23 protein-coding genes are annotated in these 20,296 nt (G+C 71.6%); 5 read left to right on the top strand and 18 right to left on the bottom strand.

The window, feature by feature from the left end; all coding sequences use genetic code 11:
* Positions 1 to 253: 253 nt before the first annotated feature.
* Positions 254 to 1,684: an RsmB/NOP family class I SAM-dependent RNA methyltransferase gene (locus tag ACFE86_RS06210; RefSeq protein WP_375454454.1), complete on the bottom strand. Its 1,431-nt coding sequence runs from the start codon at positions 1,682 to 1,684 to the stop codon at positions 254 to 256.
* Positions 1,685 to 1,765: 81 nt separating this feature from the next.
* Between ACFE86_RS06210 and ACFE86_RS06215 the strand changes: the two genes are divergently transcribed.
* Together ACFE86_RS06215 and ACFE86_RS06220 are read left to right on the top strand one after the other, a co-directional pair.
* Positions 1,766 to 2,002 (top strand): DUF1674 domain-containing protein, encoded by a 237-nt coding sequence (locus tag ACFE86_RS06215; RefSeq protein WP_375454455.1) that lies wholly within the window; start codon positions 1,766 to 1,768, stop codon positions 2,000 to 2,002.
* An 82-nt stretch (positions 2,003 to 2,084) separates the two neighbouring features.
* Positions 2,085 to 2,393 carry a cupin domain-containing protein gene (locus tag ACFE86_RS06220; RefSeq protein ID WP_375454456.1) on the top strand — a complete coding sequence of 103 codons (309 nt, stop codon included), beginning with the start codon at positions 2,085 to 2,087 and terminating at the stop codon, positions 2,391 to 2,393.
* A gap of 19 nt (positions 2,394 to 2,412) precedes the next feature.
* Here the strand turns inward: ACFE86_RS06220 and ACFE86_RS06225 are convergent, their stop codons facing one another.
* Positions 2,413 to 2,880: a L,D-transpeptidase gene (locus tag ACFE86_RS06225; RefSeq protein WP_375454488.1), complete on the bottom strand. Its 468-nt coding sequence runs from the start codon at positions 2,878 to 2,880 to the stop codon at positions 2,413 to 2,415.
* Between the two features lie 234 nt (positions 2,881 to 3,114).
* Entirely contained in the window at positions 3,115 to 3,762 is a 648-nt protein-coding gene (bluB, locus tag ACFE86_RS06230; RefSeq protein ID WP_375454457.1) for a 5,6-dimethylbenzimidazole synthase, read from the bottom strand.
* Between the two features lie 417 nt (positions 3,763 to 4,179).
* Here bluB and ACFE86_RS06235 point away from each other — a divergent pair, with 417 nt between their 5' ends.
* Positions 4,180 to 4,551, top strand: coding sequence for a DUF2794 domain-containing protein (locus ACFE86_RS06235; RefSeq protein WP_375454458.1), 372 nt, complete (start codon positions 4,180 to 4,182; stop codon positions 4,549 to 4,551).
* A gap of 202 nt (positions 4,552 to 4,753) precedes the next feature.
* On the opposite strand, the gene ACFE86_RS06240 is transcribed toward ACFE86_RS06235, so the two are convergent.
* From ACFE86_RS06240 to ACFE86_RS06250, 3 genes are all read right to left on the bottom strand, one after another.
* Positions 4,754 to 5,521: a Bax inhibitor-1/YccA family protein gene (locus ACFE86_RS06240; RefSeq protein ID WP_375454459.1), complete on the bottom strand. Its 768-nt coding sequence runs from the start codon at positions 5,519 to 5,521 to the stop codon at positions 4,754 to 4,756.
* A 242-nt stretch (positions 5,522 to 5,763) separates the two neighbouring features.
* On the bottom strand, positions 5,764 to 8,334 hold the full coding sequence (locus ACFE86_RS06245; protein WP_375454460.1) for an ABC transporter permease: 2,571 nt from the start codon (positions 8,332 to 8,334) through the stop codon (positions 5,764 to 5,766).
* 206 nt (positions 8,335 to 8,540) lie between these two features.
* A complete protein-coding gene (locus tag ACFE86_RS06250; RefSeq protein WP_375454461.1) occupies positions 8,541 to 9,245 on the bottom strand; it encodes an ABC transporter ATP-binding protein in 705 nt (234 codons plus the stop codon).
* Positions 9,246 to 9,409: 164 nt separating this feature from the next.
* Between ACFE86_RS06250 and ACFE86_RS06255 the strand changes: the two genes are divergently transcribed.
* Entirely contained in the window at positions 9,410 to 10,039 is a 630-nt protein-coding gene (locus tag ACFE86_RS06255) for an arylesterase (RefSeq protein WP_375454462.1), read from the top strand.
* A 16-nt stretch (positions 10,040 to 10,055) separates the two neighbouring features.
* Positions 10,056 to 10,595 carry an RNA 2',3'-cyclic phosphodiesterase gene (gene thpR, locus ACFE86_RS06260; protein ID WP_375454463.1) on the top strand — a complete coding sequence of 180 codons (540 nt, stop codon included), beginning with the start codon at positions 10,056 to 10,058 and terminating at the stop codon, positions 10,593 to 10,595.
* 9 nt (positions 10,596 to 10,604) lie between these two features.
* Here the strand turns inward: thpR and coaA are convergent, their stop codons facing one another.
* From coaA to petA, 12 genes are all read right to left on the bottom strand, one after another.
* On the bottom strand, positions 10,605 to 11,609 hold the full coding sequence (gene coaA / locus ACFE86_RS06265; RefSeq protein WP_375454464.1) for a type I pantothenate kinase: 1,005 nt from the start codon (positions 11,607 to 11,609) through the stop codon (positions 10,605 to 10,607).
* Entirely contained in the window at positions 11,606 to 11,929 is a 324-nt protein-coding gene (locus ACFE86_RS06270; RefSeq protein ID WP_375454465.1) for a phosphoribosyl-ATP diphosphatase, read from the bottom strand. Before ACFE86_RS06270 ends, coaA begins: the two co-directional genes overlap by 4 nt.
* Before the next feature lie 157 nt (positions 11,930 to 12,086).
* A complete protein-coding gene (gene hisF, locus ACFE86_RS06275; RefSeq protein WP_375454466.1) occupies positions 12,087 to 12,863 on the bottom strand; it encodes an imidazole glycerol phosphate synthase subunit HisF in 777 nt (258 codons plus the stop codon).
* Positions 12,864 to 12,875: 12 nt separating this feature from the next.
* A complete protein-coding gene (locus ACFE86_RS06280; RefSeq protein WP_375454467.1) occupies positions 12,876 to 13,361 on the bottom strand; it encodes a DUF29 domain-containing protein in 486 nt (161 codons plus the stop codon).
* Between the two features lie 37 nt (positions 13,362 to 13,398).
* Entirely contained in the window at positions 13,399 to 14,145 is a 747-nt protein-coding gene (gene hisA, locus ACFE86_RS06285; protein ID WP_375454468.1) for a 1-(5-phosphoribosyl)-5-[(5-phosphoribosylamino)methylideneamino]imidazole-4-carboxamide isomerase, read from the bottom strand.
* Positions 14,146 to 14,179: 34 nt separating this feature from the next.
* A complete protein-coding gene (gene hisH, locus ACFE86_RS06290; protein WP_375454469.1) occupies positions 14,180 to 14,842 on the bottom strand; it encodes an imidazole glycerol phosphate synthase subunit HisH in 663 nt (220 codons plus the stop codon).
* 22 nt (positions 14,843 to 14,864) lie between these two features.
* Positions 14,865 to 15,344 carry a DUF2628 domain-containing protein gene (locus ACFE86_RS06295; RefSeq protein WP_375454489.1) on the bottom strand — a complete coding sequence of 160 codons (480 nt, stop codon included), beginning with the start codon at positions 15,342 to 15,344 and terminating at the stop codon, positions 14,865 to 14,867.
* A gap of 185 nt (positions 15,345 to 15,529) precedes the next feature.
* Positions 15,530 to 16,117, bottom strand: a complete 588-nt coding sequence (hisB, locus tag ACFE86_RS06300; protein WP_375454470.1) for an imidazoleglycerol-phosphate dehydratase HisB — start codon at positions 16,115 to 16,117, stop codon at positions 15,530 to 15,532.
* 95 nt (positions 16,118 to 16,212) lie between these two features.
* On the bottom strand, positions 16,213 to 17,088 hold the full coding sequence (locus ACFE86_RS06305; protein ID WP_375454471.1) for an S-methyl-5'-thioadenosine phosphorylase: 876 nt from the start codon (positions 17,086 to 17,088) through the stop codon (positions 16,213 to 16,215).
* A 376-nt stretch (positions 17,089 to 17,464) separates the two neighbouring features.
* Positions 17,465 to 18,376, bottom strand: coding sequence for a cytochrome c1 (locus ACFE86_RS06310; protein ID WP_375454472.1), 912 nt, complete (start codon positions 18,374 to 18,376; stop codon positions 17,465 to 17,467).
* Positions 18,377 to 18,396: 20 nt separating this feature from the next.
* Positions 18,397 to 19,683 (bottom strand): cytochrome bc complex cytochrome b subunit, encoded by a 1,287-nt coding sequence (locus tag ACFE86_RS06315; protein WP_375454473.1) that lies wholly within the window; start codon positions 19,681 to 19,683, stop codon positions 18,397 to 18,399.
* Positions 19,684 to 19,704: 21 nt separating this feature from the next.
* Positions 19,705 to 20,211 (bottom strand): ubiquinol-cytochrome c reductase iron-sulfur subunit, encoded by a 507-nt coding sequence (petA, locus tag ACFE86_RS06320; protein WP_375454490.1) that lies wholly within the window; start codon positions 20,209 to 20,211, stop codon positions 19,705 to 19,707.
* Positions 20,212 to 20,296: the final 85 nt, after the last annotated feature.

Consider the following 20,296-nt stretch of genomic DNA (forward strand, 5'->3'; position numbering starts at 1 on the left):
TAACTGTCGATGCGCACGCACAGTTTGTGGTCGGGCTTAAGCCGATGTCCGCTTCGGAGATGCCTGCGACGGCCGCCCAATGACCGAGATGGGCGCGAAGCCGTCATGCGTTGCGATCCGAGCGAACGTCCGGTTTCTCGAATTTGCTTCCCGAAAGCGGACCGGCAACAAACCACCCATCGTGGACTCTCACACACGGACCATGTGGACGATCAGCCGCGAAATCTGAACCCGGGACGCCCGTCCCCCCGCCTCACCCCACCCGCCGCATCCGGCACGCGAAGAACCCGTCGAGGCCGCCGCGAAGGGTGTCGGAGCCTTCGAGATGCGCCGGCAGCGTGCGCAGATCGCCCTGCGCGTCGATCAGCAGGGCGAGGCCGCCGACCTCCTCGGCCCGCACCGGCACCCGCGCGAACGCGGCGTTGCGGGCGAGGAACGCGGCGACCTGGGCCTCGCCCTCCTCGGGTTCGAGCGAGCAGGTGCAGTAGACCAGCCGGCCCCCCGGCCGCACCAGGCTTGCCGCCTTGTCGAGCAGCCGCGCCTGGAGCAGGTGCAGGCGGATCAGGTCGGATTCGGTCTTGGTCCAGGCGACGTCCGGGTGGCGGCGGATCGTGCCGGTGGCCGAGCACGGCGCGTCGAGCAGCACCGCGTCGAACGGCGCCGGTGGCTCGAAGGCCAGCGCGTCGCCGACGACGATCTCGGCGGCGAGCCCGAGGCGGGCGAGGTTTTCCGACAGGCGCTCCAGGCGCGGGGCGGAACGGTCCAGCGCCGTGACCGCGGCGCCGGTGCTCGCGAGCTGCGCGGTCTTGCCGCCGGGCGCGGCGCAGAGGTCGGCGATGCGCTCGCCCGCTTGCGCGCCGAGCAGGCGCGCGGGGATCGCGGCAGCGGCGTCCTGCACCCACCACGCGCCCTCGGAAAAGCCCGGCAGCTCGGAGACCGGCAGCCGCAGGTCGCCGAGCCGCAGCGAGCCGGTCGGGAGCGTCACCGCGCCAAGGCGTTCGGGCCAGTCGCCGGCCTCGCCGCGCAGCGTCAGGTCGATCGCGGCGCCGGCCAGGTGCGCGCGGGCGATGGCGGCCGCGGTCTCCGGCCCGTAGGCCGCGCGCCAGCGCGCCGCCAGCCAGTCCGGGGTGTTGGCGGCAAGCGGGTCGCCCGCCTCGGCGAGGATCGCGTCGCGCTCGCGCACCACGCGCCGCAGAACCGCGTTGACGAGGCCGGCCAGGTGCCGCGCCTGCGGATCGGCCTTGGCGAGCCGCACCGCGAGGTCGACCGCGGCGTGGTCGGGCACCGCGAGGTCGAGGATCTGCGCGGCGCCGGTGGCGAGCAGCGCGACGAGCCGCGGCTGATCCTCGGGCAGGCCCTGCGCCATCCGGGCGGCCAGCGCCCGCTTGAGGAAGCCGAGGCGGCGGAAGGTGACGGTGGCGATCGCGCGGGCGAGCCCCGCGTCGGCCGCGTCCAGCCCGGCCGCGCGCGACGCCTGGGCCAGCGCGTCCTCCAGGGCGAGCGCCCGGTTCCGGCCGAGGAGGTCGGCCACCGCCGCCTGCGCCACGCGGCGCGCGGCGAGGCCTGCCGCGTCCGCCTCGACGGTGCCGGCCGCTGCCGCGGGACCCTTCGCCGGCGCCTCGCGTGGACCCTTGGTCGCGCCCGCTGCCCGTCTCGGCCCGGCCGCGTTGCGGCCTCTGCCCATGGATGCCACTTAATCTACCCGATGCCCTGCGGCCGGCGTCCTGCCGGCGGAACCCCACGCCCTCCCATCTGAGCGAGATCGATGCAAGACGAAACCCGGCAAGACGAACGGACGAAGGACGAGGCGGCGTCGACGCAGACCGCCCGCCCCCTGGCGCCCGCCGCGCAGCGGGCGCTGGCCGAGGCGGCCGCGCGCCGCCGGGCGATCGACGCGCGCGCGGCCGCCCTCGCCGCGACCCCGGAGCGCCTCGGGCGCGGCGGCCTCGAGCCGGTGCGCTACGAGGACTGGGAGGTGAAGGGGCTGGCCGTCGATTTCTGATCCGGTTTCTTCCGCGCCCTGCGCAGGAACGTCCGCCCCGGGCCGCCGTTGGGCTTCCGGCGAGAGCGGGGACAGGATCATGATGGCGGGAAAGATTTCGAGCCGGACGGCGCCCGCGGGCCCGCACGGCGAGGTCGCGCTGGCGCAGGGCGAGCGGGTGGCGATGCGGATGTGGCGCGACGAGCCGCCGACCGACGACAAGCCAAGCACCACCTCCCCGCACGAGACGGTGGGCTACGTGATCTCCGGCCGGGCCAAGCTGGTGCTCGCGGACAGGACCATCGCCCTGGAGCCCGGCGATTCCTACTGCGTGCCGGCGCATGCCGTGCACACCTACCACATCCTCGAAACCTTCACGGCGATCGAGGCGACTGCGCCGCCGGCGGCGTGATCGCCTCGGCCGCTCAGCTTCAGCGCGTCATGTAGACCGGCGTGCCGACCGAGACGCGGTCGTAGAGATCGACCACGTCCTGGTTGTACATCCGGATGCAGCCGTAGGAGGCCCAGGTCCCGACCGAGTCCGGGCGGTTGGTGCCGTGGATGGCGTACTCGCCGCCCGACAGCGTCATCGCGGCGGCACCCATCGGGTTGTGTGGCGAGCCGCCGGCGATCAGATTCGGCAGGCGCGGGTTGTCACGCTTGACCTCGCGTGGCGGCGACCAGGCCGGCCGCACGTACTTGCCGTCGATCGCGGCGGTGCCGAACCACTGCTTGCCGGGCTTGCCCACCGCGACGGGGTAGCGGATCGCCGTGCCGTCGCCGTTGACGAGGTAGAGCCGGCGCTGCGACACGCTGATCACCACCGACCCCGGCCTCACGCCATCCGTGAACGGCACCACCTCGCGCGCGGTCGCGGCCGTACCGGGCCCGGCCAGCATCGCACCGGCGATCACCGCCCCTATCACCGTCCGGACCGACATCGTGCGACTTCCTGGCATGACTTCCTGCAAGCGTGACCTTGCGCCGCCGGACTAATCCACGCTCGATCGCGCCGTTCCAGGGGCTCCGTCGGTGATTGCGGACTTGCTCACCGCCGTCTCCGAAGACAGTAAAGATCGCGCGGTGCCGTATCGGTGAAGTCTGTCGCGTCGCGAAAGGCCCCGTTCACACCGTCATCGCTCGAACAGCCGGCACGCCTCCGCGTCGCGTGCCTGCCAGCCGTGGCGGACGAGTTCGGGATCGCTGTGCTCCTCGGCGGGATGGCCGACGCAGAGATAGGCGACGAGGTGCCAGCCCTCCGGCACGTCGAGGAGCGCGCCGACGCGGGCCGGCTCCAGGATCGAGACCCAGCCGATGCCGAGGCCGCGGGCGCGGGCGGCGAGCCAGAACACCTGCACCGCACCGACCACCGAGTAGCGCAGCATCTCCGGCATCGTCGCGCGGCCGAGGCCATGGCCGGCCTCCGTCGCGTCGTCGCAGAACACGGCCAGGTGCACCGGCGCCTCGCGCAGCCCCGCGAGCTTCAGGGCACGATACCGCGCGCGCCTCGCGTCGCCGTAGCCCTGCGCCGCCTCCGCGTCGCAACGCTCGAAGCTCGCGATCACGCCGGCCCGGCGTTCCGGGTCGGCCACGCGCACGAAGCGCCAGGGCTGGCTGTTGCCGACCGAGGGGCTGAGATGGGCGGCCGTCAGGCTCTCGTGGAGCAGCGCCTCCGCCACCGGCTCGGGCCGGAAGCGGCGCACGTCGCGACGCCACGCGAACAGGGTGCCCAGCGCCTGCCGGAAGTCGTCGTCGAAGCGGGGCGGGCGGGCGTCGATCATCGTCGCCGTGCCTCATAGCGGGTTTTTCGGGATTTTTCGCGCCCCGCCCTTCGACGCCCCGGGGCTGGACGACAAAAAAAGCCGCCCCTTGCGAGGCGGCCTGAAGTCCTTGGGTCTCGAAACCTCCGGGATGTCGGGACGCGGGGACCGGCGACGCCCGAGGGCTGGGGAGCTCGGGTTTCAGGCGCCGACGGGCACGGCCCGGCGAGGTTCGACCACCGTTGTGCCCGCGCAACAAGGCCCGCGAAAGGCGTGATCCGGGCGGAATCGCGGCGCTTCGTTGCGCGGGCGTGACTTTCCCGCAACCAACCGGGCGCGCCGCCGGACCGGTCCTCCGAACCGGTTTTCCGACGCCTTGCAGCCCCGCCGCCCGAGGCCCATCCTCGGGAGAGCGAAGGCGCGGACGACGGAGCGACGATGAGCGAACGGACGAGCGAGACCCGAACCGAGGAGTCGACCGCCCGCGTGGTCCCGTTCCCCGGCCCGTCCACCGCCCCGCAGGTCGCCTTCGACCGGCATGAACTGCGAACGATCTTCAACCTCTACGGTCGGCGCGTCGCGGAGGGGGAATGGCGCGATTACGCCCTCGATTTCCGCCGCGACAAGGCGGTGTTCTCGATCTACCGCCGCACCTCCGAGATGCCGCTCTACCGGATCGAGAAGGACCCGAAGCTCGCCCGCCGCCAGGGCGCCTACGCCGTGGTCGCGGCCACCGGCGTCGTGCTGAAGCGTGGGCCGGACCTCGCCCGCGTGCTCGCGGTGCTGGAGGGTCCGTTGCGCGCGGTGTGACGGCCGGATCGCCGAAGGCATCCGGCGAAGTTGCGGTCTTTCTTTTCCACCCGGCTTCGTGCCCGATCCCTCCCCCCCTCTGCGGGAGAGGGGGGCGCGCTGACCGCGGTTCTTTCGGATCGGCGATCGATTCGAAGTGCGCGACGCGAAAAAGGCCCCGGCGTTTCCGCCGGGGCCCTCTCTTCGTCCGTTCCCCGTCGGCTCAGCGGCGGTCGCCGAGGAGCGAGAGCAGGAACTGGAACATGTTGATGAAGTCGAGGTACAGCGTCAGCGCGCCGTTGACCGACATCTTGGCCGCCATCTCGCCGTCGAAGCTCGCCGAGAGATACATCTCCTTGAGCTTCTGGGTGTCGTAGGCGGTGAGCCCTGCGAAGATCAGCACGCCGAGCACCGAGATGGCGAATTGCAGCGCCGACGACGCGAGGAAGATGTTGACGATCGACGCGATGACGATGCCGATCAGGCCCATCATCAGGAACGAGCCCATCCCCGAGAGGCTGCGCTTCGTGGTGTAGCCGTAGAGGCTGAGGCCCGCGAAGGTCGCGGACGTGATGAAGAACACCCGCACCACGCTAGCCCCCGTGAACACGAGGAGCAGCGTCGACATCGAGGCGCCCATCACCGCCGCGAAGGCGAAGAACATCATCCGCGCCGAGGCGGCCGACATCCTGTCCATCCGCATCGAGAACACGAGGATGAAGGCGAGCGGGGCGAACATCAGCACCCACTTGAGCGGGCTGTTGTAGAGCGTCTGGCCGAACGGGGTCAGGGCGAGCTTGCCCGTCGCGGTCGCGGTGGTGGCGGCCATGTTGAGGCCGAGCGCCACGAGGCCGGAGATGCCGAGGCCCACGACCATGTTGTTGTAGACGCCGAGCATGAAGGCGCGCAGGCCCTGGTCCATCTCGACCTGGGTGCCGGCCTGGGCCGGTGCCTGGGCGCCGTAGCGGAAGGGGGAATTGTCGAAGGCCATGGGGAGGTTACCTCGGGAGGCTCACTCAGCGTGGTGTTTGGGTTCGAGGCCCACGCAAGGACCTCTGGCACCTGACGGCGCCTCGTTGCACAATATGTTGCGTTCCGGGCCCGCGCACAAGAGCCCCGCCGAGCTTGCCGATGCGGTTTCCGTGCGACGAAGCGCGTTAAGTTTGTTCATGAAATCAGGGATTAAAGTTCGGCAATGCTTCGGGCCGCGCCGGTTCGACGGCCCTGCGCCGGTCACGACGGCCGCAGGTAGGGCGCGGGCTTTTGGCCGAGGATGCGCCATGTGCCGGCGAGCCCCAGCACCACCGCGAGCACCACCGCCGCGGCCGCCGCGACGAGCGCCCCCGACAGGTCGAGGGCGAAGTCGAGGCGCATCACCTTCGTCACGATCACCCAGCCGGCGAGCGTGCCCGCGATCAGCCCGAACAGGGCGGTGACGAGGCCGAGCGCCCCGTATTCGAGGCCGTAGGCGGACAACAGCCGCCCGCGCGTCGCGCCGAGCACCTTCAGCACCACGGCGTCGTAGAGCCGCGCGCGGTGGCCGGCGGCGATGGCGCCGGCGAGCACGAACAGGCTCGCGAGCACGGCCACCGCGCTCGCCCCGCGGATCGCCAGCACCAGCCGGCCGACGAGGTCGCCGACGGCATCGAGCGCGTCCTTCACCCGCACGCTGGTGACGGAGGGGAAGGCGCGGGCGACGTCGCGCAGCACGCGGTTCTCCAGCGGCGCATCGGTGCCGCCGGGAAGCGTCAGCGTCGCGAGATCCGAATGCGGTGCCCCGCGGAACGTGCCGGGCGAGAACACCATCACGAAGTTGATGCCGAGATTGCGCCACTCGACCTTGCGCAGGTTGGCGATCGTCGCTGTGAGGTTTCGCCCCAGCACGTTGACGGTGACGCGGCTGCCGACGGCGAGGCCCAGGCTTTTCGCCAGGTCCGCCTCGAACGAGACCAGGGGCGTTCCCGCCTCCTCGGCGCTCCACCATTTGCCGGCGACGATGTTCGAGCCGTCGGGCGGGTCGGCGGCGTAGGTGATGCCGCGGTCGCCGTCGAGCACCCAGGCCGCGTCCTCCGGCGGCCTGATCTTCTCGGCCGGCACGTCGTCGAGCGCCACGATGCGCCCGCGCATCATCGGCACCCGGTCGATCCGGGCGGCGGGCGCCGCCTTGGCGAGGAAATCGTGGAAGGCCGCGGAGTCGGCCGCCGGGATGTCGAGGAAGAACAGGTTCGGCGCGCGCGCCGGCAGCGTCGCCGAGATCGTGCGGCGGACGTTCACGTCGATGACGCTCAAGGTGACGAGCAGCGTCACGCCGAGGCCCAGCGACAGCACGATCGCCGGCGTCAGCGCGCCGGGGCGGTGGAGGTTGGCCAGCGCCATCCGCGGCGCGGCGCGCTTCGGGTGCGGCATCCGGCGGGCCGCGGCCATCACGCCGGTCGCGACGAGGCGCAGCAGGCCGAAGGCGAGGCCGGCCGCAGCGATGAAGATCAGCGCGATCCGACGGTCGAACGCGGTGCCGACGGCGAGCATTACCAGCGCCGCCAGCGCGAGCCCCAGGATCACCCGGTAGCGCGGGCGGATGCGCGACGCCGCCGGCTCGACCGCGTCGCGGAACAGCCCCGAGACCGGGATGTCGTGGGCGCGCCCGAGCGGCGTGATCGCGAAGGCCAGCGCGGTGAGCAGCCCGTAGGCGGCGGCCTGGAGCAGTTCGAGCGGCGCCAGCGTCGGGTTCAGCGGCAGCGGCAGGCTTTCGCGAAACAGCGCGTCGATGGCGAAGGGCAGGCTCGCGCCGGCCGCGAGGCCGATCAGCGTGCCGAGGCCGGCGATCAGCATCACCTGCGTCAGGTAGAGCCCGACCACCTGCGAGCCCGGCGCGCCGACGCTTTTCAGCGTCGCGATCGAGGGGCGCTTGCGCTCGACGAAGGCGTTGACGGCATTGGCCACGCCGACGCCGCCGACGATCAGCGCGGTGAGCCCGACCAGCGTCAGGAACTGCGTGAACCGCTCGATGCTCTTGGCAAAGCGCGGGTCGGCGTTGGTGCGGGCCCGCATCTCCCAGCCGGCCTGCGGCGCGGCGGCCGCGATCCGGGCGGCTGCGGCATCCAGGCCCGCGTCGTCCACGCCCGGCAGTTGCAGCCGGTAGCTCCAGCGGTTGAGGCTGCCCGGCTGGACGAGGCCGGTGCGGCGCAGCGCCTCTTGCGACACGATCAGCCGCGGCCCGAAGCCGAGGCCGCCGGCAATCTTGTCGGGCTCCGACACGATGGTCGCCCGGATCGCGAAGGGCCGGCCGGCGAGCGTGATCCGGTCGCCGACCTTGAGGTCGAGGCGGGTCAGCAACGCCGGGTCGGCGAGCGCCCCGTCGACGCCGTCCCGCTCGGCGAGCAGATCGGAGGGCGGCGCCTGCGGCTCGGTGACGAGGTCGCCGGCCGACGGGTAGCCGGACTCGACCGCCTTCAACTCGACCAGCGCCGCGCCCTCGCCGGCGACCGCCATGGCGCGCAGCGAGGCCACCACGTCGACACGGCCGGCCGCGTCCAGCACCGCGCGCTCGGCCGGGCTCGCCTCGCGGTTGATCAGGGCGTAGCTGAGGTCGCCCCCGAGGATGCGCCTGCCCTCACGCCCGAGTCCGTCCGACAGCGAGCGCGAGATCGAGGCGACGCCGGCGATCGCCGCGACGCCGAGCGCGATGCAGGCGAGGAACACGGCAAAGCCCGAGAGCCCGCCGCGCAGTTCGCGCAACGCGAGCCGGAGTGTGAGCGGCAGGCGCGACGGGGGCATGGATCGGGGCTGGGGGAGCGTGCCGTGCATGATGCCTCAAGCCCATCCCGTGCCGAGGCATTTCCCAACCAATCCCCTCATCCTGAGGTGCGGGCGCGAAGCGTACGCTTTGAGGGAGCCCTCCAGAAAGCACAGCGATCCCTGGAAGGCTCCTTCGCAGCCCGCTGGCGCGGGCACCTCAGGATGAGGGGAGTGGGCGGGACGGAACTCTGTCGTCCGGAGCGTGCGATGAAACCTCATGCCGTCACCGGCTCCTCGATCCGCCCCGAGCGCAAGGAGACCGTCCGATCGCAGAGCTTGGCCAGCCCCGGATCGTGGGTGACGAGCACCAGCGTCGCCCCGCGGTCGCGCTTGAGCGCGAACAGCAGGTCGACGATCTGGCGGCCGGTGGCCTCGTCGAGGTTGCCGGTCGGCTCGTCGGCCACCAGGAGCGCCGGATCGGGGGCCACCGCGCGGGCGATGGCGACGCGCTGCTGCTCGCCGCCGGAGAGCTGGGCCGGGTAGTGGTGCAGCCGGTCCGCAAGACCCACCGCCGTCAGCTCGGCGCGGGCGCGGGCGTGCGCGCCCGGCTTGTCGGCGAGTTCCAGCGGCAGGGCGACGTTCTCCAGCGCGGTCATCGTCGGCACGAGGTGGAAGGCCTGGAACACGATGCCGATGCGGCGCCCCCGGAAGCGGGCGAGCGCGTCCTCGTCGAGGCGGCCGAGATCGGTGTCCCCGATGCGGATCGTGCCGGCATCCGGCCGCTCCAGCCCGGCCATCACCATCAGCAGCGTCGACTTGCCCGAGCCCGAGGGGCCCACGAGCCCGACCGCCTCGCCGCGGGCGACGTCGAGCGAGATGCCGCGCAGGACATGGACGCGGGCCGGCCCGCGGCCGAGGCTGAGGTCGATGTCGGCGAGCGTGATCGCCGGCCCGTCCGGGGAGGTCTTGTCGGCGGTCACGGGCAGGCCGATCTGTGCGGGATGACGAGCATGAGAGCCGGAGATCACGGGTGGCGGACGCGTATGTCATGGGCCGCGGCAGCCCTATCCCGGCCGCGCCGCACGGCCGGGATATGGCCGTTCCGAAGGGCGCACGCCATGATGGCTGGCGCAGGGCGGTCGTGATGGCGCTCTTTGCCGCAGCGGGCACTATTCTGGCCGCGGGGGCGCCCGCCGCCGCGGCCGGGCCGATCCGGCTCGTGGCGCTCGGCGACAGCCTCACCGCGGGCTACCGCCTGCCGGCGGACGCCGCGTTCCCGGCGGTGCTGGAGCGGGCGCTCGCCGCGAAGGGCCGCGCGGTGACGGTGGCCAATGCCGGCGTCTCCGGCGAGACCGCGACCAACGGCCTCGACCGGGTCGACTGGTCGGTGCCGGACGGGACCGACGGGGTGATCCTCGAACTCGGCGCCAACGACATGCTGCGCGGCACCGACCCGGCGGTGACGAAGAAGGCCCTGGAGGCGATCGTCACCGGGCTCAAGGCGCGCGGCATCCCGGTGCTGCTCGCCGGCATGCGGGCGTCCACCAATCTCGGGCCCGACTACGTCGCCCGCTTCGACGCGATCTATCCGGATCTGGCCGCCAAGCACGGCCTCGTGCTCTACCCGTTCTTCATGGCGGGCATGGTCGGCGAGCGGGCCTACACCCTCGACGACGGGCTGCACCCGAACGCCAAGGGCGTCGCGGTGATCGTGTCCGGCATCCTGCCGGCGGTGGAAACCTTCCTGGGGCGCCTCCGGCCCGCGGCCCGCTGAAGAAGGCGCCCCGAGCATGCCGCGCCTGTTCACGGCCCTCGCCGTCCCGGCCGCGATCGGCGCGGCGCTGGCGCCGTTCCGCGGCGGCCTGCCCGGCGCCCGCTGGATCGAGCCGGCCGATCACCACGTCACCCTGCGCTTCCTCGGCGACGTGCCCTTGGCGCTCGCCGAGGACGCGGTCGAGGCGCTGTCCGAGCTGCGCGCGCGGCCCGCGGTCGCGATCGCCCTGGACGGGCTCGCGGTGTTCGGCGGCGACAGGCCGCGGTCGATCCTCGCCAGCGTGGCGGCGACGCCGGAGCTGATCGATCTCCAGGCCGAGCAGGAGCGGCTGATCCGCCGGGCCGGGGCCAAGCCCGAACGGTGCAGGTTCGTCCCGCACGTGACGCTGGCGCGCCTGCGCCGCGAGGCCGTGCCCGAGGCCGTGGCGCTGTACCTGTCCCAGGCGCCGCCGTTCGCGCCGCTGCGGTTCTCCACCACCGAGGTGGTGCTGTATTCCGCCCACGATTCCACCGGCGGCGGGCCCTACGTGGTAGAAGCAATGTTTCCGTTCGCGTGACCGGTCGGTTCAGAGGCGCCGCAACGCCACGCTCTCGATGCGGTGGCTCGCGCCCTTGGCCAGGATCAGGCTGGCGCGCTGGCGCGTCGGCAGGATGTTCTCGCGCAGGTTCGGCAGGTTGATGGTGGTCCAGAGCCGGTCGGCGATCGCGAGCGCCTCGGCTTCGGGCACCTCGGCGTACTTGCGGAAGTACGAGCGCGGATCGCGGAACGCGGTCTGGCGCAGGCGCATGAAGCGCATCACGTACCAGCGGTGCAGGTCGTCCTCGTGGCCGTCGAGGTAGATCGAGAAGTCGAAGAAGTCGGACACGAACGGGATCGCGGTGCCGTCGCGGGGGAGCCGCGCCGGCTGGAGCACGTTCAAACCCTCGACGATCAGGATGTCGGGGCTCTCCACCACCCGCTCCTCGCCCGGCACCCGGTCGTAGACGAGATGCGAGTACAGCGGCGCCGAGACGCGCTTGCGGCCCGACTTCACGTCGTAGAGGAACCGGAGCAGGGCCGCGGTGTCGTAGCTCTCGGGGAAGCCCTTCCGCTCCATCGTGCCGTTGGCGGCCAGCTCCGCGTTCGGCAGCAGGAAGCCGTCGGTGGTGACGAGGTCGACCTTCGGGGTGTTGGGCCAGCGCGCGAGCAGCGCCGCGAGCACGCGGCCGGTGGTGGACTTGCCCACCGCCACCGAACCCGCGAGCCCGATGATGTAGGGCGCCTTGGTCTCGCGTTCGGCCATCAGGAAGCTCTGCGTCGCCTTGAACAGGCCCTGGCTCGCCGCGACGTAGAGCGCCAGCAGCCGCGACAGCGGCAGGTAGATCGCCGCGACCTCCTCCAGCGAGATCGGGTCGTTCAGCGATTGCAGCCGCTCCACGTCGCCTTGCGTCAGCGTCAGGGGCGTGTCGGCGCGCAGTTGCGCCCACGCGTCCCGGCTGAACAGGCGGTAGGGCGACAACCGCTCCGGGCCCTCGCCGGTGACGGGGTTCTGCCCCGCCACCCTGTTCTGGCCGGCGGCCGCCGCCTTCATGCGCGCGGCCTCGACGCCTTCTCGGCGAGGCCGCCCTGCGCCGTGCGGCGCTCCAGTTCGGCCATCACCGCGGACAGCTCGACCCCGGCGGCGCGCAGCAGCACGACGAGGTGGTAGAGCACGTCCGCCGCCTCGTTGGTCAGGGCGGTCCGGTCGCCCTGCACCGCGGCGATCACCGCCTCGATCGCCTCCTCGCCGAGCTTCTTGGCCGCCAGGGCCGGGCCGCCGGCGAGCAGCTTGGCCGTGTAGGAGTGATCGGGCGCGCTGCCGGCGCGGCTGGCCACGAGGCGCGCGAGATCGTCGAGGGTGTAGGCGGACATAAGGACCCGTGCGGCAGGGGGCGGAACGATGAGGCCGTGGCCGGAACCTGCGGCAACGGCGGGTATCCGGCAACCCGGCCATTGGCACAAGACCGCCTGCGAGCCGGCATTCGCGCCACGGGACGCCCGCCGTGCCGGAAGAATGGTGCCGGATCGCTCAGGCGTCGCGGCGCATGGCAAGGCCCGCCGCCGCCATGTGCGCCTTGGCCTCGGCGATGCTGAACTGCCCGAAATGGAAGATCGAGGCGGCGAGCACGGCGCTGGCATGACCCTCGGCCACGCCGGCCACGAGGTCGTCGAGTCCGCCGACGCCGCCCGAGGCGATCACCGGCACGGACACCGCGTCGGCGATGGCGCGGATCAGCCCGAGGTCGTAGCCCGAGCGCGTCCCGTCCCGGTCCATCGAGGTGACGAGGAGTTCGCCGGCGCCGAGGGCGGCGACGCGTTCCGCGAACGCGATCGCGTCGAGGCCGGTGGGGGTTCGCCCGCCATGGGTAAAGATCTGCCACGCGTCCGGTTCGCCGGGCGCCGAGGTGCGCTTGGCGTCGATCGCCACGACGATGCACTGGGCGCCGAACTTCTCCGCCGCGCGGGCGACGAGGCCGGGGTCGTTGACCGCGGCCGTGTTGATCGCGACCTTGTCGGCGCCGGCCAGCAGCAGCGCGCGCACGTCGGCCACCGCCCGCACGCCGCCGCCGACGGTGAGCGGCATGAAGCAGGCCTCCGCCGTGCGGCTCACCACGTCGAGCAGCGTGCCCCTGGCCTCGTGGCTCGCGGTGATGTCGAGGAAGCACAGCTCGTCGGCGCCGGCCGCGTCGTAGGCCCTGGCCGCCGCCACCGGATCGCCGGCGTCGCGCAGTTCGAGGAAGCGCACGCCCTTGACGACGCGGCCGTCCTTGACGTCGAGGCAGGGGATGATGCGGGTCTTGAGCACGCGCTTCGGCCTTCAGGCGGGAGTATCGTCGGGGTCGATCGCGAAGGGGCGGGTCAGCATCTCGTCGCTTGTGTAGGGGCAGGCCTCCGGAAACGTCTTCAGCGGAAGGCCAGTCTCCTTCGCGGCTTCGAGACGGGCGCGCCGGTAGGCACGCTCCATCGCTTCCCTCTGACGACGCTTCAGGCCGGGGCTGTCCTTGAGTTCGTCCGCCGCCGCCTCGCGATGGCTCGCGATCGAGATCACCCAACCGCGTGTCCGCCGCGACGGCTGATAGTCGAACTTGAGCATGTGCAGCAGGATCACCCGCCACGCGCTGACGAGGCTGCTGAACTGGCTCCGGCCCAAGCTCTCGATCTCCTCGGCCAGGTTCTCCAGGTCGAGCGCCGTCAGGTCGCCGGCCCGGAGGCGGGCGCCCTGCTCCTGCGTCCAGGTGTAGAAGTCGTCCGCGTAGGCAGCCCCCGCATCGGCCGGTGCCGCCGTCTTCGCCAGAGCCGTCATCGCAGCCTCCCGAAAGCCTCCTGACGACGCGAGCCTATCACGGCGCGGCGTGCCGGCGCGCCGCCGCGATCGCGAACAGCGCCGCCCGCGGGTCGATGCGCCCGTCGTAGAGGGCGCGGCCGGTGATGGCGCCGGCGAGCATCGCGCAGTCGGGCTCCAGCAGGCGGTGCACGTCCTCGATCGAGGCGAGCCCGCCCGACGCGATCACCGGGATGCTCACGGCCTCGGCCAGCGCCACGGTCATCGCGATGTTGAGCCCCTTCAGGATGCCGTCGCGGGCGATGTCGGTGTAGATGATCGCCGCGACCCCGGCATCCTCGAACCGGCGGCCGAGCTCCTCCGCCGTCATGCTGGAGGTCCGCGCCCAGCCCTCGACCGCGACGCGCCCGTCCTTGGCGTCGATGCCGACCGCGATCTTCCCCGGATGGAGGCGCGCGGCCTCGTGCACGAAGGCCGGGTCGCGCACGGCCGCCGTGCCGATGATGACCCGGGCGACGCCCTTGGCGAGCCAGCCTTCCAGGGTCCGCATCTCGCGGATGCCGCCGCCGAGTTGCACCGGCAGATCGACGCGCGCGAGGATCGCCTCGACGGCCGCCGCGTTCCGCGGCGCGCCCGCGAACGCCCCGTCGAGGTCGACCACGTGGAGCCAGGAGAAGCCCTGCCCGGCGAACACCGCTCCTTGCGCCGCCGGATCGTCATTGAACACCACGGCCTGCGCCATGTCCCCCTGCACGAGGCGGACGCAGCGTCCTTCCTTCAGGTCGATCGCCGGATAGAGGATCACGCGCGGGCTCGTTTCTCGGTTCTGGGCGCTGCGGCTACGGCCGCCAGCGCAGGAAGTTCGCGATGAGCGCCAGCCCGAGGCGCTGGCTCTTCTCCGGGTGGAACTGCGTGCCGGCGAGGTTGTCGCGCGCCACGATCGCGGTGACCGGCCCGCCATAGGCGGCCTCGGCCACCACCTCCACCGGGCGATCCGCTTTCAACGCGAAGCTGTGCACAAAATAGGCATGCAACCCAGCCTCGCCGGTCGGGATGCCCGCGAGCAGGGCATGGTCGCGGCGCGGCGCCAGGGTGTTCCAGCCCATGTGCGGGATCTTCAGGCCGGGATCGGCCGCGCGGATCGGGCCGACGTCGCCGGAGATCCAGCCGAGGCCGTCCGTGGTCGCGTATTCGAGGCCGCGGGTCGCCATCAACTGCATGCCGACGCAGATGCCGAGGAAGGGGCGCCCGGCCGCGATCGCCGCGTCCGTCATCGCCGCGACGAGGCCGGGGACGGCGTCGAGGCCGCGGCGGCAATCGGCATAGGCGCCGACGCCGGGCAGCACCACGCGGTCGGCCCGGGCCACGGTTTCGGGATCGCCAGTGACGACGATCCGCGTCCCGGTCAGGCCGGCCTCGCGGGCGGCCCGCTCGAAGGCCTTGGCGGCCGAATGCAGGTTGCCCGACCCGTAATCGATGATCGCGACGGTCTCGGCGCTCACGGTCCCCGCCCCTCGGAGGCGTTCACCGGCCGCCCTGCACCGGGAACAGGCCGATCACCGGCGCCTCGGCGTGCCCGGTCACGAACGTCGCCCCCGGCCGGATCGCGGGCGTGCGGGTCGGGTCGAGCCAGCGCGTCATCGCTTTGGCCTCGGCCTCGTCGGCGTTGAACGCCACCACCGCGTCGCGCGCGGGCCGGCCGTTGCGCGCCAGGGTCCAGCGGCGGAGCGTGGACGCCTCCATCCCGATCAACAGGGAGGCGAGCACGGTGATCACGGTGCCCGAGACCGGCGAAAGGCCGAGGCCGTAGCCGATGAGCGCCGTGGCGCAGAGCCCGGCGAGGACGAGTCCGGCGGCGATCCACAGGCGGTGGTAGAGGAACCACAGCACCGAGAAGGCGAAGGCGGCGCCCGAGAACCCGTCCGGCACGAGCTGCGCCCGGTCGAGGTCGTGCGCCTCGCCGGGGCGGCACTCGAACGGCAGGTGAAGCGTGTAGCTGCGCATCCTCATCGCGACGCGTCCCTTCATCAAAGTGGCCGAAGACCCGCGCCGTCCGCGCGGGCGACACCCGTCCCGGCCATGAGGTCTAAGCAGGCTTGCGTGGCTTCGCCAACGCAAGCCTGCTTAGACCCCCTTGTCGTCGCATCATTGTTCTCCGCGAACCACGGTCCACTTCGCGGCAATGATGCTTAGAGCGAGCCCTTGGTCGAGGGCACGCGACCCTCCTCGCGGGGATCGACCGTGACGGCCTTCCGCAAGGCGCGGGCCAGACCCTTGAAGCAGCTCTCGGCGACGTGGTGGGCGTTGTCGCCGTAGAGCGTCTCGACGTGCAGCGTGATCCCGGCATTCATCGCGAAGGCCTGGAACCACTCGCGCACCAGTTCGGTGTCGAAGGTCCCGATCTTCTCGACGCCGAAGGCCGTGCGGAACACCAGGAACGGCCGGCCCGAGATGTCGACCGCGACGCGGCTCAGCGTCTCGTCCATCGGCATGTGGATGTCCGCGTAGCGCGCTATGCCGCGCTTGTCGCCGAGCGCCCGCGCGAAGGCTTGGCCGAGCGCGATGCCGCAATCCTCCACCGTGTGGTGCTGATCGACGTGCAGGTCGCCCGTCACCCTGGCCTCGACGTCGAACAATCCGTGCCGGGAGAACAGTTCGAGCATGTGGTCGAGGAAGCCGACGCCGGTGGCGATCGCGGCCTTGCCGGTGCCGTCGAGGTCGATCGCGACCGACACGTCGGTCTCCGCCGTCTTGCGACTGATGCTGGCGCTGCGCATGCTCTCGGGTGTTTCAGGCTCGTGGGCCGCCCGCGCGGCCGATCCAGCCTTCTAGGGTAGGAGTCGCCCCCGCGGAAAGGGGCTTTGGGTGCGCCCTACCCGTTCAGCACGCGCCCGGCCACCGCGTCGAGCTTGGCGAGCAGGCCCGCGTCGCGCTGGGCCGGCGCCGTCATGATCGCGCCGTCGAGCGCCCGGTGGGAGCCGGCCGGGCAATCCTCGCGCTCCGGCGGCAGATCGCGGGCGAGCCGCGCCACGAGGCGGGCGGCCTTGTCGGCGTTGGCGCGGGCCACCGCGACGACCGATGCGACGTCGACGGCCTCGTGGCCGGGGTGCCAGCAGTCGAAGTCCGTCACCATCGCGATGGTGGCGTAGGTGATCTCGGCCTCGCGGGCGAGCTTGGCCTCCGGCATGTTGGTCATGCCGATCACGTCGAACCCTTGCGCCTTGTAGCTCTTCGATTCGGCGAGCGAGGAGAAGTGCGGCCCCTCCATGCACACGTAGGTGCCGCCGCGATGCACGGCGATGCCCTCGGCGTCGGCCGCCGCCGCGATCCGCTTCTGCAGGTTCGGCCCGATCGGATGGGCGAGCGAGACGTGGGCGACGCAGCCGTTGCCGAAGAACGAGGACGGCCGGCCCACCGTGCGATCGACGAACTGATCGACCAGCACGAACAGGCCGGGGTGCAGTTCGCTGCGGAACGAGCCGCAGGCCGAAAGCGAGACGAGGTCGGTGACGCCCGCGCGCTTCATCGCGTCGATGTTGGCGCGGTAGTCGATGCCGGAGGGCGAGAGCCGGTGGCCGCGCCCGTGACGCGCCAGGAACACCACCCTGGTGCCGCCGATGCGGCCGATGCGCAACGCGTCCGAGGGCTCGCCCCAGGGCGAGGCGACCCGCTCCTCGCGCACGTCCTCCAGGCCCGGCAGGTCGTAGACCCCGGAGCCGCCCATCACGCCGAGCACCGCCGCCGTCATTGTCCCGATCCTTCCTTCGTGATGGCCGGACGCCGCGACACGGCGCTCCATGCCCGGACTATCGTGTTCACGCGACGGCGCAGTGAGACGCCCCCTCCCCCCTCCGCGGAGGAGGGTGGCCCCTGCGTGAGCAGGGGTCGGGAGAGGAGAGCCCGGCTTCTGAACAGGTCGCGCCGGCAGCCCTCCGGCACCGTCGCGCTGCTCCTCTCCCGACCCCCTGACGGCGGCCACCCTCCCCCGCGGAGGGGGGAGGGAAGGCGCACGATCCGGCCACGTCGCGAATTGTGCGACCCGGTATCACGTCTTCCGCACGCGGCCCAAACGCGAACGGGCCCCGCGAAGGGCCCGTCCTGTCGTGCGTGGTTCGTGAAAGCTCTCAGCCCGCCTTGTGCAATTCCGGCTGAAGACCGTGGACCTCGCCGCCGACATCGGCCCAGATCCGCTTCTTGACGTAGTACAGCAGGCCCGCGAGCACGATCAGGAACAGGATCACGCGCAGGCCGAGCGCCTTGCTCGCCATCATGTGCGGCTCGGCCGCCCAGGCCATGAAGGACGCGACGTCCTTGACGTACTGATCGACCGTCTCCGGCACGACCGGCTCGCCCTTGTCGTCCTTCGGGTAGGTCACCTGCCCGTCGCTGATGGGTTTCGGCATCGCGATCAGGTGGCCGGGATAGTACTTGTTGTAGTACACGCCGTCGGGCACCTCGGTCCCCTTGGGCGGCTCCTCGTAGCCGTTGAGCACGGCGTGGATGTAATCGACGCCCTGCTCCGCGTAGCCGACGAAGGGCAGCACATCGAGGATGAAGTACGGGAAGCCGCGCTCGAAGGTGCGGGCCTTGGCCAGCACCGAGAAGTCCGGGGGGGCCTTGCCGCCGTTGGCGGCGGCGGCCGCCTGATCGTTCGGGAAGGGCGGCGGGAACGCGTCGGCCGCGCGGCCGGGCCGCTCGAACATCTCGCCCGCATCGTTGGGCCCGTCCTTGACCGTGTAGGTCGCGGCGAGCGCCTTGACCTGGCTCGCCGAGAAGTCCGGGCCGCCCTCCTCGTCGAGGTTGCGGAAGCGGACGAGCCGCAGCGAGTGGCAGGCCGAGCAGACCTCCTTGTAGACCTGGAAGCCGCGCTGGAGCTGCGCCTGATCGAAGCGGCCGAACACGCCGGCATAGCTCCAGGACTGGCGCGGCGGCTGGTTGCCGCCGTGCTCCTCCTCGGCCGAGGCCGACGAGGGTCCGAACGGCAGCCCCAGGGAGAGGGCCAGCAGGCTGGCTGCGAGGACGCTTGTGGTTTTCATCGTCGGTCCCGGTCTGCCCTTCAGCCCTTGGTGGTCGGCGACGCGGCGGCACCCGCCGGCATGCCGGACCCGCTCACCTGCCGGCCCGGTCCCGTCACGCTCTCCAGGATCGATCCGGGTAGCGTCTTCGGGGTCTCGAACAGGCCGACCAGCGGCATCACCAGAAGGAAGTGGGCGAAGTAGTAGAACGTGCAGATCTGCGAGGTGATGACGTAGCCGCCCTCGGGAGGCTTGCCGCCGAGCCAGCCGAGGAGGAGGACCACGGCGAGGAACAGCCAGAGGAACTGCCGGTAGATCGGCCGGTAGTTGCACGAGCGCACCCGCGAGGTGTCGAGCCAGGGCGCGAGCGCCAGGATCAGAACCGCCGAGAACATCAGGACCACGCCGCCGAGCTTGCTCGGGACCGCGCGGAGGATCGCGTAGAACGGCAGGAAGTACCATTCCGGCACGATGTGCGCGGGCGTCACGGCGGGGTTGGCGGGGACGTAGTTGTCGGCGTGGTTGAGGTAGTTCGGCTGGTAGAAGATCAGCCACGCGAACAGGATCATGAACACCACCGTGGCGAACACGTCCTTGACCGTGGCGTAGGGGGTGAACGGCACCGCGTCCTTGCTCGACTTGATCGGGATGCCGGTGGGGTTGTTCTGGCCCGTGACGTGCAGCGCCCAGACATGCAGCACGACGACGCCGGCGATCATCCAGGGCATCAGGTAGTGCAGCGAGAAGAAGCGGTTGATCGTCGGGTTGCCGACCGAGTAGCCGCCCCAGAGCAGGCTCTGGATGGTGTCGCCGACCACCGGGATCGCCGCCAGGATGTTGGTGATGACGGTGGCGCCCCAGAAGCTCATCTGGCCCCAAGGCAGGGTGTAGCCGAGGAAGGCGGTTGCCATCATCAGCAGGTAGATGATCACGCCGAGGATGTAGAGCACCTCGCGCGGGGCCTTGTACGAGCCGTAATACAGCGCCCGGAAGATGTGCACGTAGACGGCGACGAAGAACATCGACGCGCCGTTGGCGTGGGCGTAGCGCAGCAGCCAGCCGTAGTTCACGTCGCGCATGATGTGCTCGACGGAATCGAAGGCCTGCTTCGCCGAGGGCTCGTAGTGCATGGCGAGCCAGACGCCGGTGACGATCTGGATGCCGAGGAAGGCCATCAGGATCGCGCCGAAGGTCCAGAAGTAGTTCAGGTTGCGCGGCACCGGGAAGGCGACGAACGACGAGTGCACGAGGCCGACGATCGGCAGCCGTGCCTCGAACCACTTCGCGAGGCCGCTCTTGGGGACGTAGGCGTTGGCGTGGGCGCTCATGGGGTTTCCCTGTGTCCTGGCTCAGGCCGCGGCCTTGCCGTCCTCGCCGATGCGGATCTTCGCGTCGGTCTGGAAGGCGTAGGGTGGGATCGGCAGGTTGATCGGAGCGGGCCCGCGGCGGACGCGGCCGAGCGCGTCGAACTGCGACCCGTGGCAGGGGCAGGCCCAGCCCTCGAAGTTGCCCTGGTGGCCGATCGGCACGCAGCCGAGGTGGGTGCAGTTGCCGTAGACGACGAGCCACTGGTCGTGGCCCTTCTTCACGCGCGCGTCGAAGGGGGACGGGTCGATGAGCTGGCCCGCCGGGATCGCCTTCATGTCGCCCACCTCCTTCTCGGTGAGCTTGCGCACGAAGATCAGCTTGCCGCGCCAGAACACGTTGATGATCTGGCCGTCGGCGAGGGGGCTGAGGTCCACGTCGATCGGTGCGCCGGCGGCGATGGTGTCGGCGTCCGGCGCCATCGAGGCGACGAAGGGCCAGGCCACGGCGCCGACGCCGACGGCGAGGCCGGCACCGGTGGCAAGGAACATGAAGTCGCGGCGGGTGCCGTCCGGCGCGGCGGTGCCGGCGGGCGCGGTGGCGGAGGTGTTCGCCAAGATCGTAAAACTCCAAGCG

Origin of the sequence: uncultured Methylobacterium sp. (assembly GCF_964244095.1) — a bacterium.
Lineage (GTDB): Bacteria > Pseudomonadota > Alphaproteobacteria > Rhizobiales > Beijerinckiaceae > Methylobacterium.

Bases quoted from the DNA above. Each gene is read 5' to 3' on its own strand.
- ACFE86_RS06210 (WP_375454454.1), bottom strand. From the start codon at position 1,684: ATGGGCAGAGGCCGCAACGCGGCCGGGCCGAGACGGGCAGCGGGCGCG.
- ACFE86_RS06215 (WP_375454455.1), top strand. From the start codon at position 1,766: ATGCAAGACGAAACCCGGCAAGACGAACGGACGAAGGACGAGGCGGCG.
- ACFE86_RS06220 (WP_375454456.1), top strand. From the start codon at position 2,085: ATGGCGGGAAAGATTTCGAGCCGGACGGCGCCCGCGGGCCCGCACGGC.
- ACFE86_RS06225 (WP_375454488.1), bottom strand. From the start codon at position 2,880: ATGCTGGCCGGGCCCGGTACGGCCGCGACCGCGCGCGAGGTGGTGCCG.
- bluB (WP_375454457.1), bottom strand. From the start codon at position 3,762: ATGATCGACGCCCGCCCGCCCCGCTTCGACGACGACTTCCGGCAGGCG.
- ACFE86_RS06235 (WP_375454458.1), top strand. From the start codon at position 4,180: ATGAGCGAACGGACGAGCGAGACCCGAACCGAGGAGTCGACCGCCCGC.
- ACFE86_RS06240 (WP_375454459.1), bottom strand. From the start codon at position 5,521: ATGGCCTTCGACAATTCCCCCTTCCGCTACGGCGCCCAGGCACCGGCC.
- ACFE86_RS06245 (WP_375454460.1), bottom strand. From the start codon at position 8,334: ATGCACGGCACGCTCCCCCAGCCCCGATCCATGCCCCCGTCGCGCCTG.
- ACFE86_RS06255 (WP_375454462.1), top strand. From the start codon at position 9,410: ATGGCGCTCTTTGCCGCAGCGGGCACTATTCTGGCCGCGGGGGCGCCC.
- thpR (WP_375454463.1), top strand. From the start codon at position 10,056: ATGCCGCGCCTGTTCACGGCCCTCGCCGTCCCGGCCGCGATCGGCGCG.
- coaA (WP_375454464.1), bottom strand. From the start codon at position 11,609: ATGAAGGCGGCGGCCGCCGGCCAGAACAGGGTGGCGGGGCAGAACCCC.
- ACFE86_RS06270 (WP_375454465.1), bottom strand. From the start codon at position 11,929: ATGTCCGCCTACACCCTCGACGATCTCGCGCGCCTCGTGGCCAGCCGC.
- ACFE86_RS06280 (WP_375454467.1), bottom strand. From the start codon at position 13,361: ATGACGGCTCTGGCGAAGACGGCGGCACCGGCCGATGCGGGGGCTGCC.
- ACFE86_RS06295 (WP_375454489.1), bottom strand. From the start codon at position 15,344: ATGCGCAGCTACACGCTTCACCTGCCGTTCGAGTGCCGCCCCGGCGAG.
- hisB (WP_375454470.1), bottom strand. From the start codon at position 16,117: ATGCGCAGCGCCAGCATCAGTCGCAAGACGGCGGAGACCGACGTGTCG.
- ACFE86_RS06305 (WP_375454471.1), bottom strand. From the start codon at position 17,088: ATGACGGCGGCGGTGCTCGGCGTGATGGGCGGCTCCGGGGTCTACGAC.
- ACFE86_RS06310 (WP_375454472.1), bottom strand. From the start codon at position 18,376: ATGAAAACCACAAGCGTCCTCGCAGCCAGCCTGCTGGCCCTCTCCCTG.
- ACFE86_RS06315 (WP_375454473.1), bottom strand. From the start codon at position 19,683: ATGAGCGCCCACGCCAACGCCTACGTCCCCAAGAGCGGCCTCGCGAAG.
- petA (WP_375454490.1), bottom strand. From the start codon at position 20,211: ATGTTCCTTGCCACCGGTGCCGGCCTCGCCGTCGGCGTCGGCGCCGTG.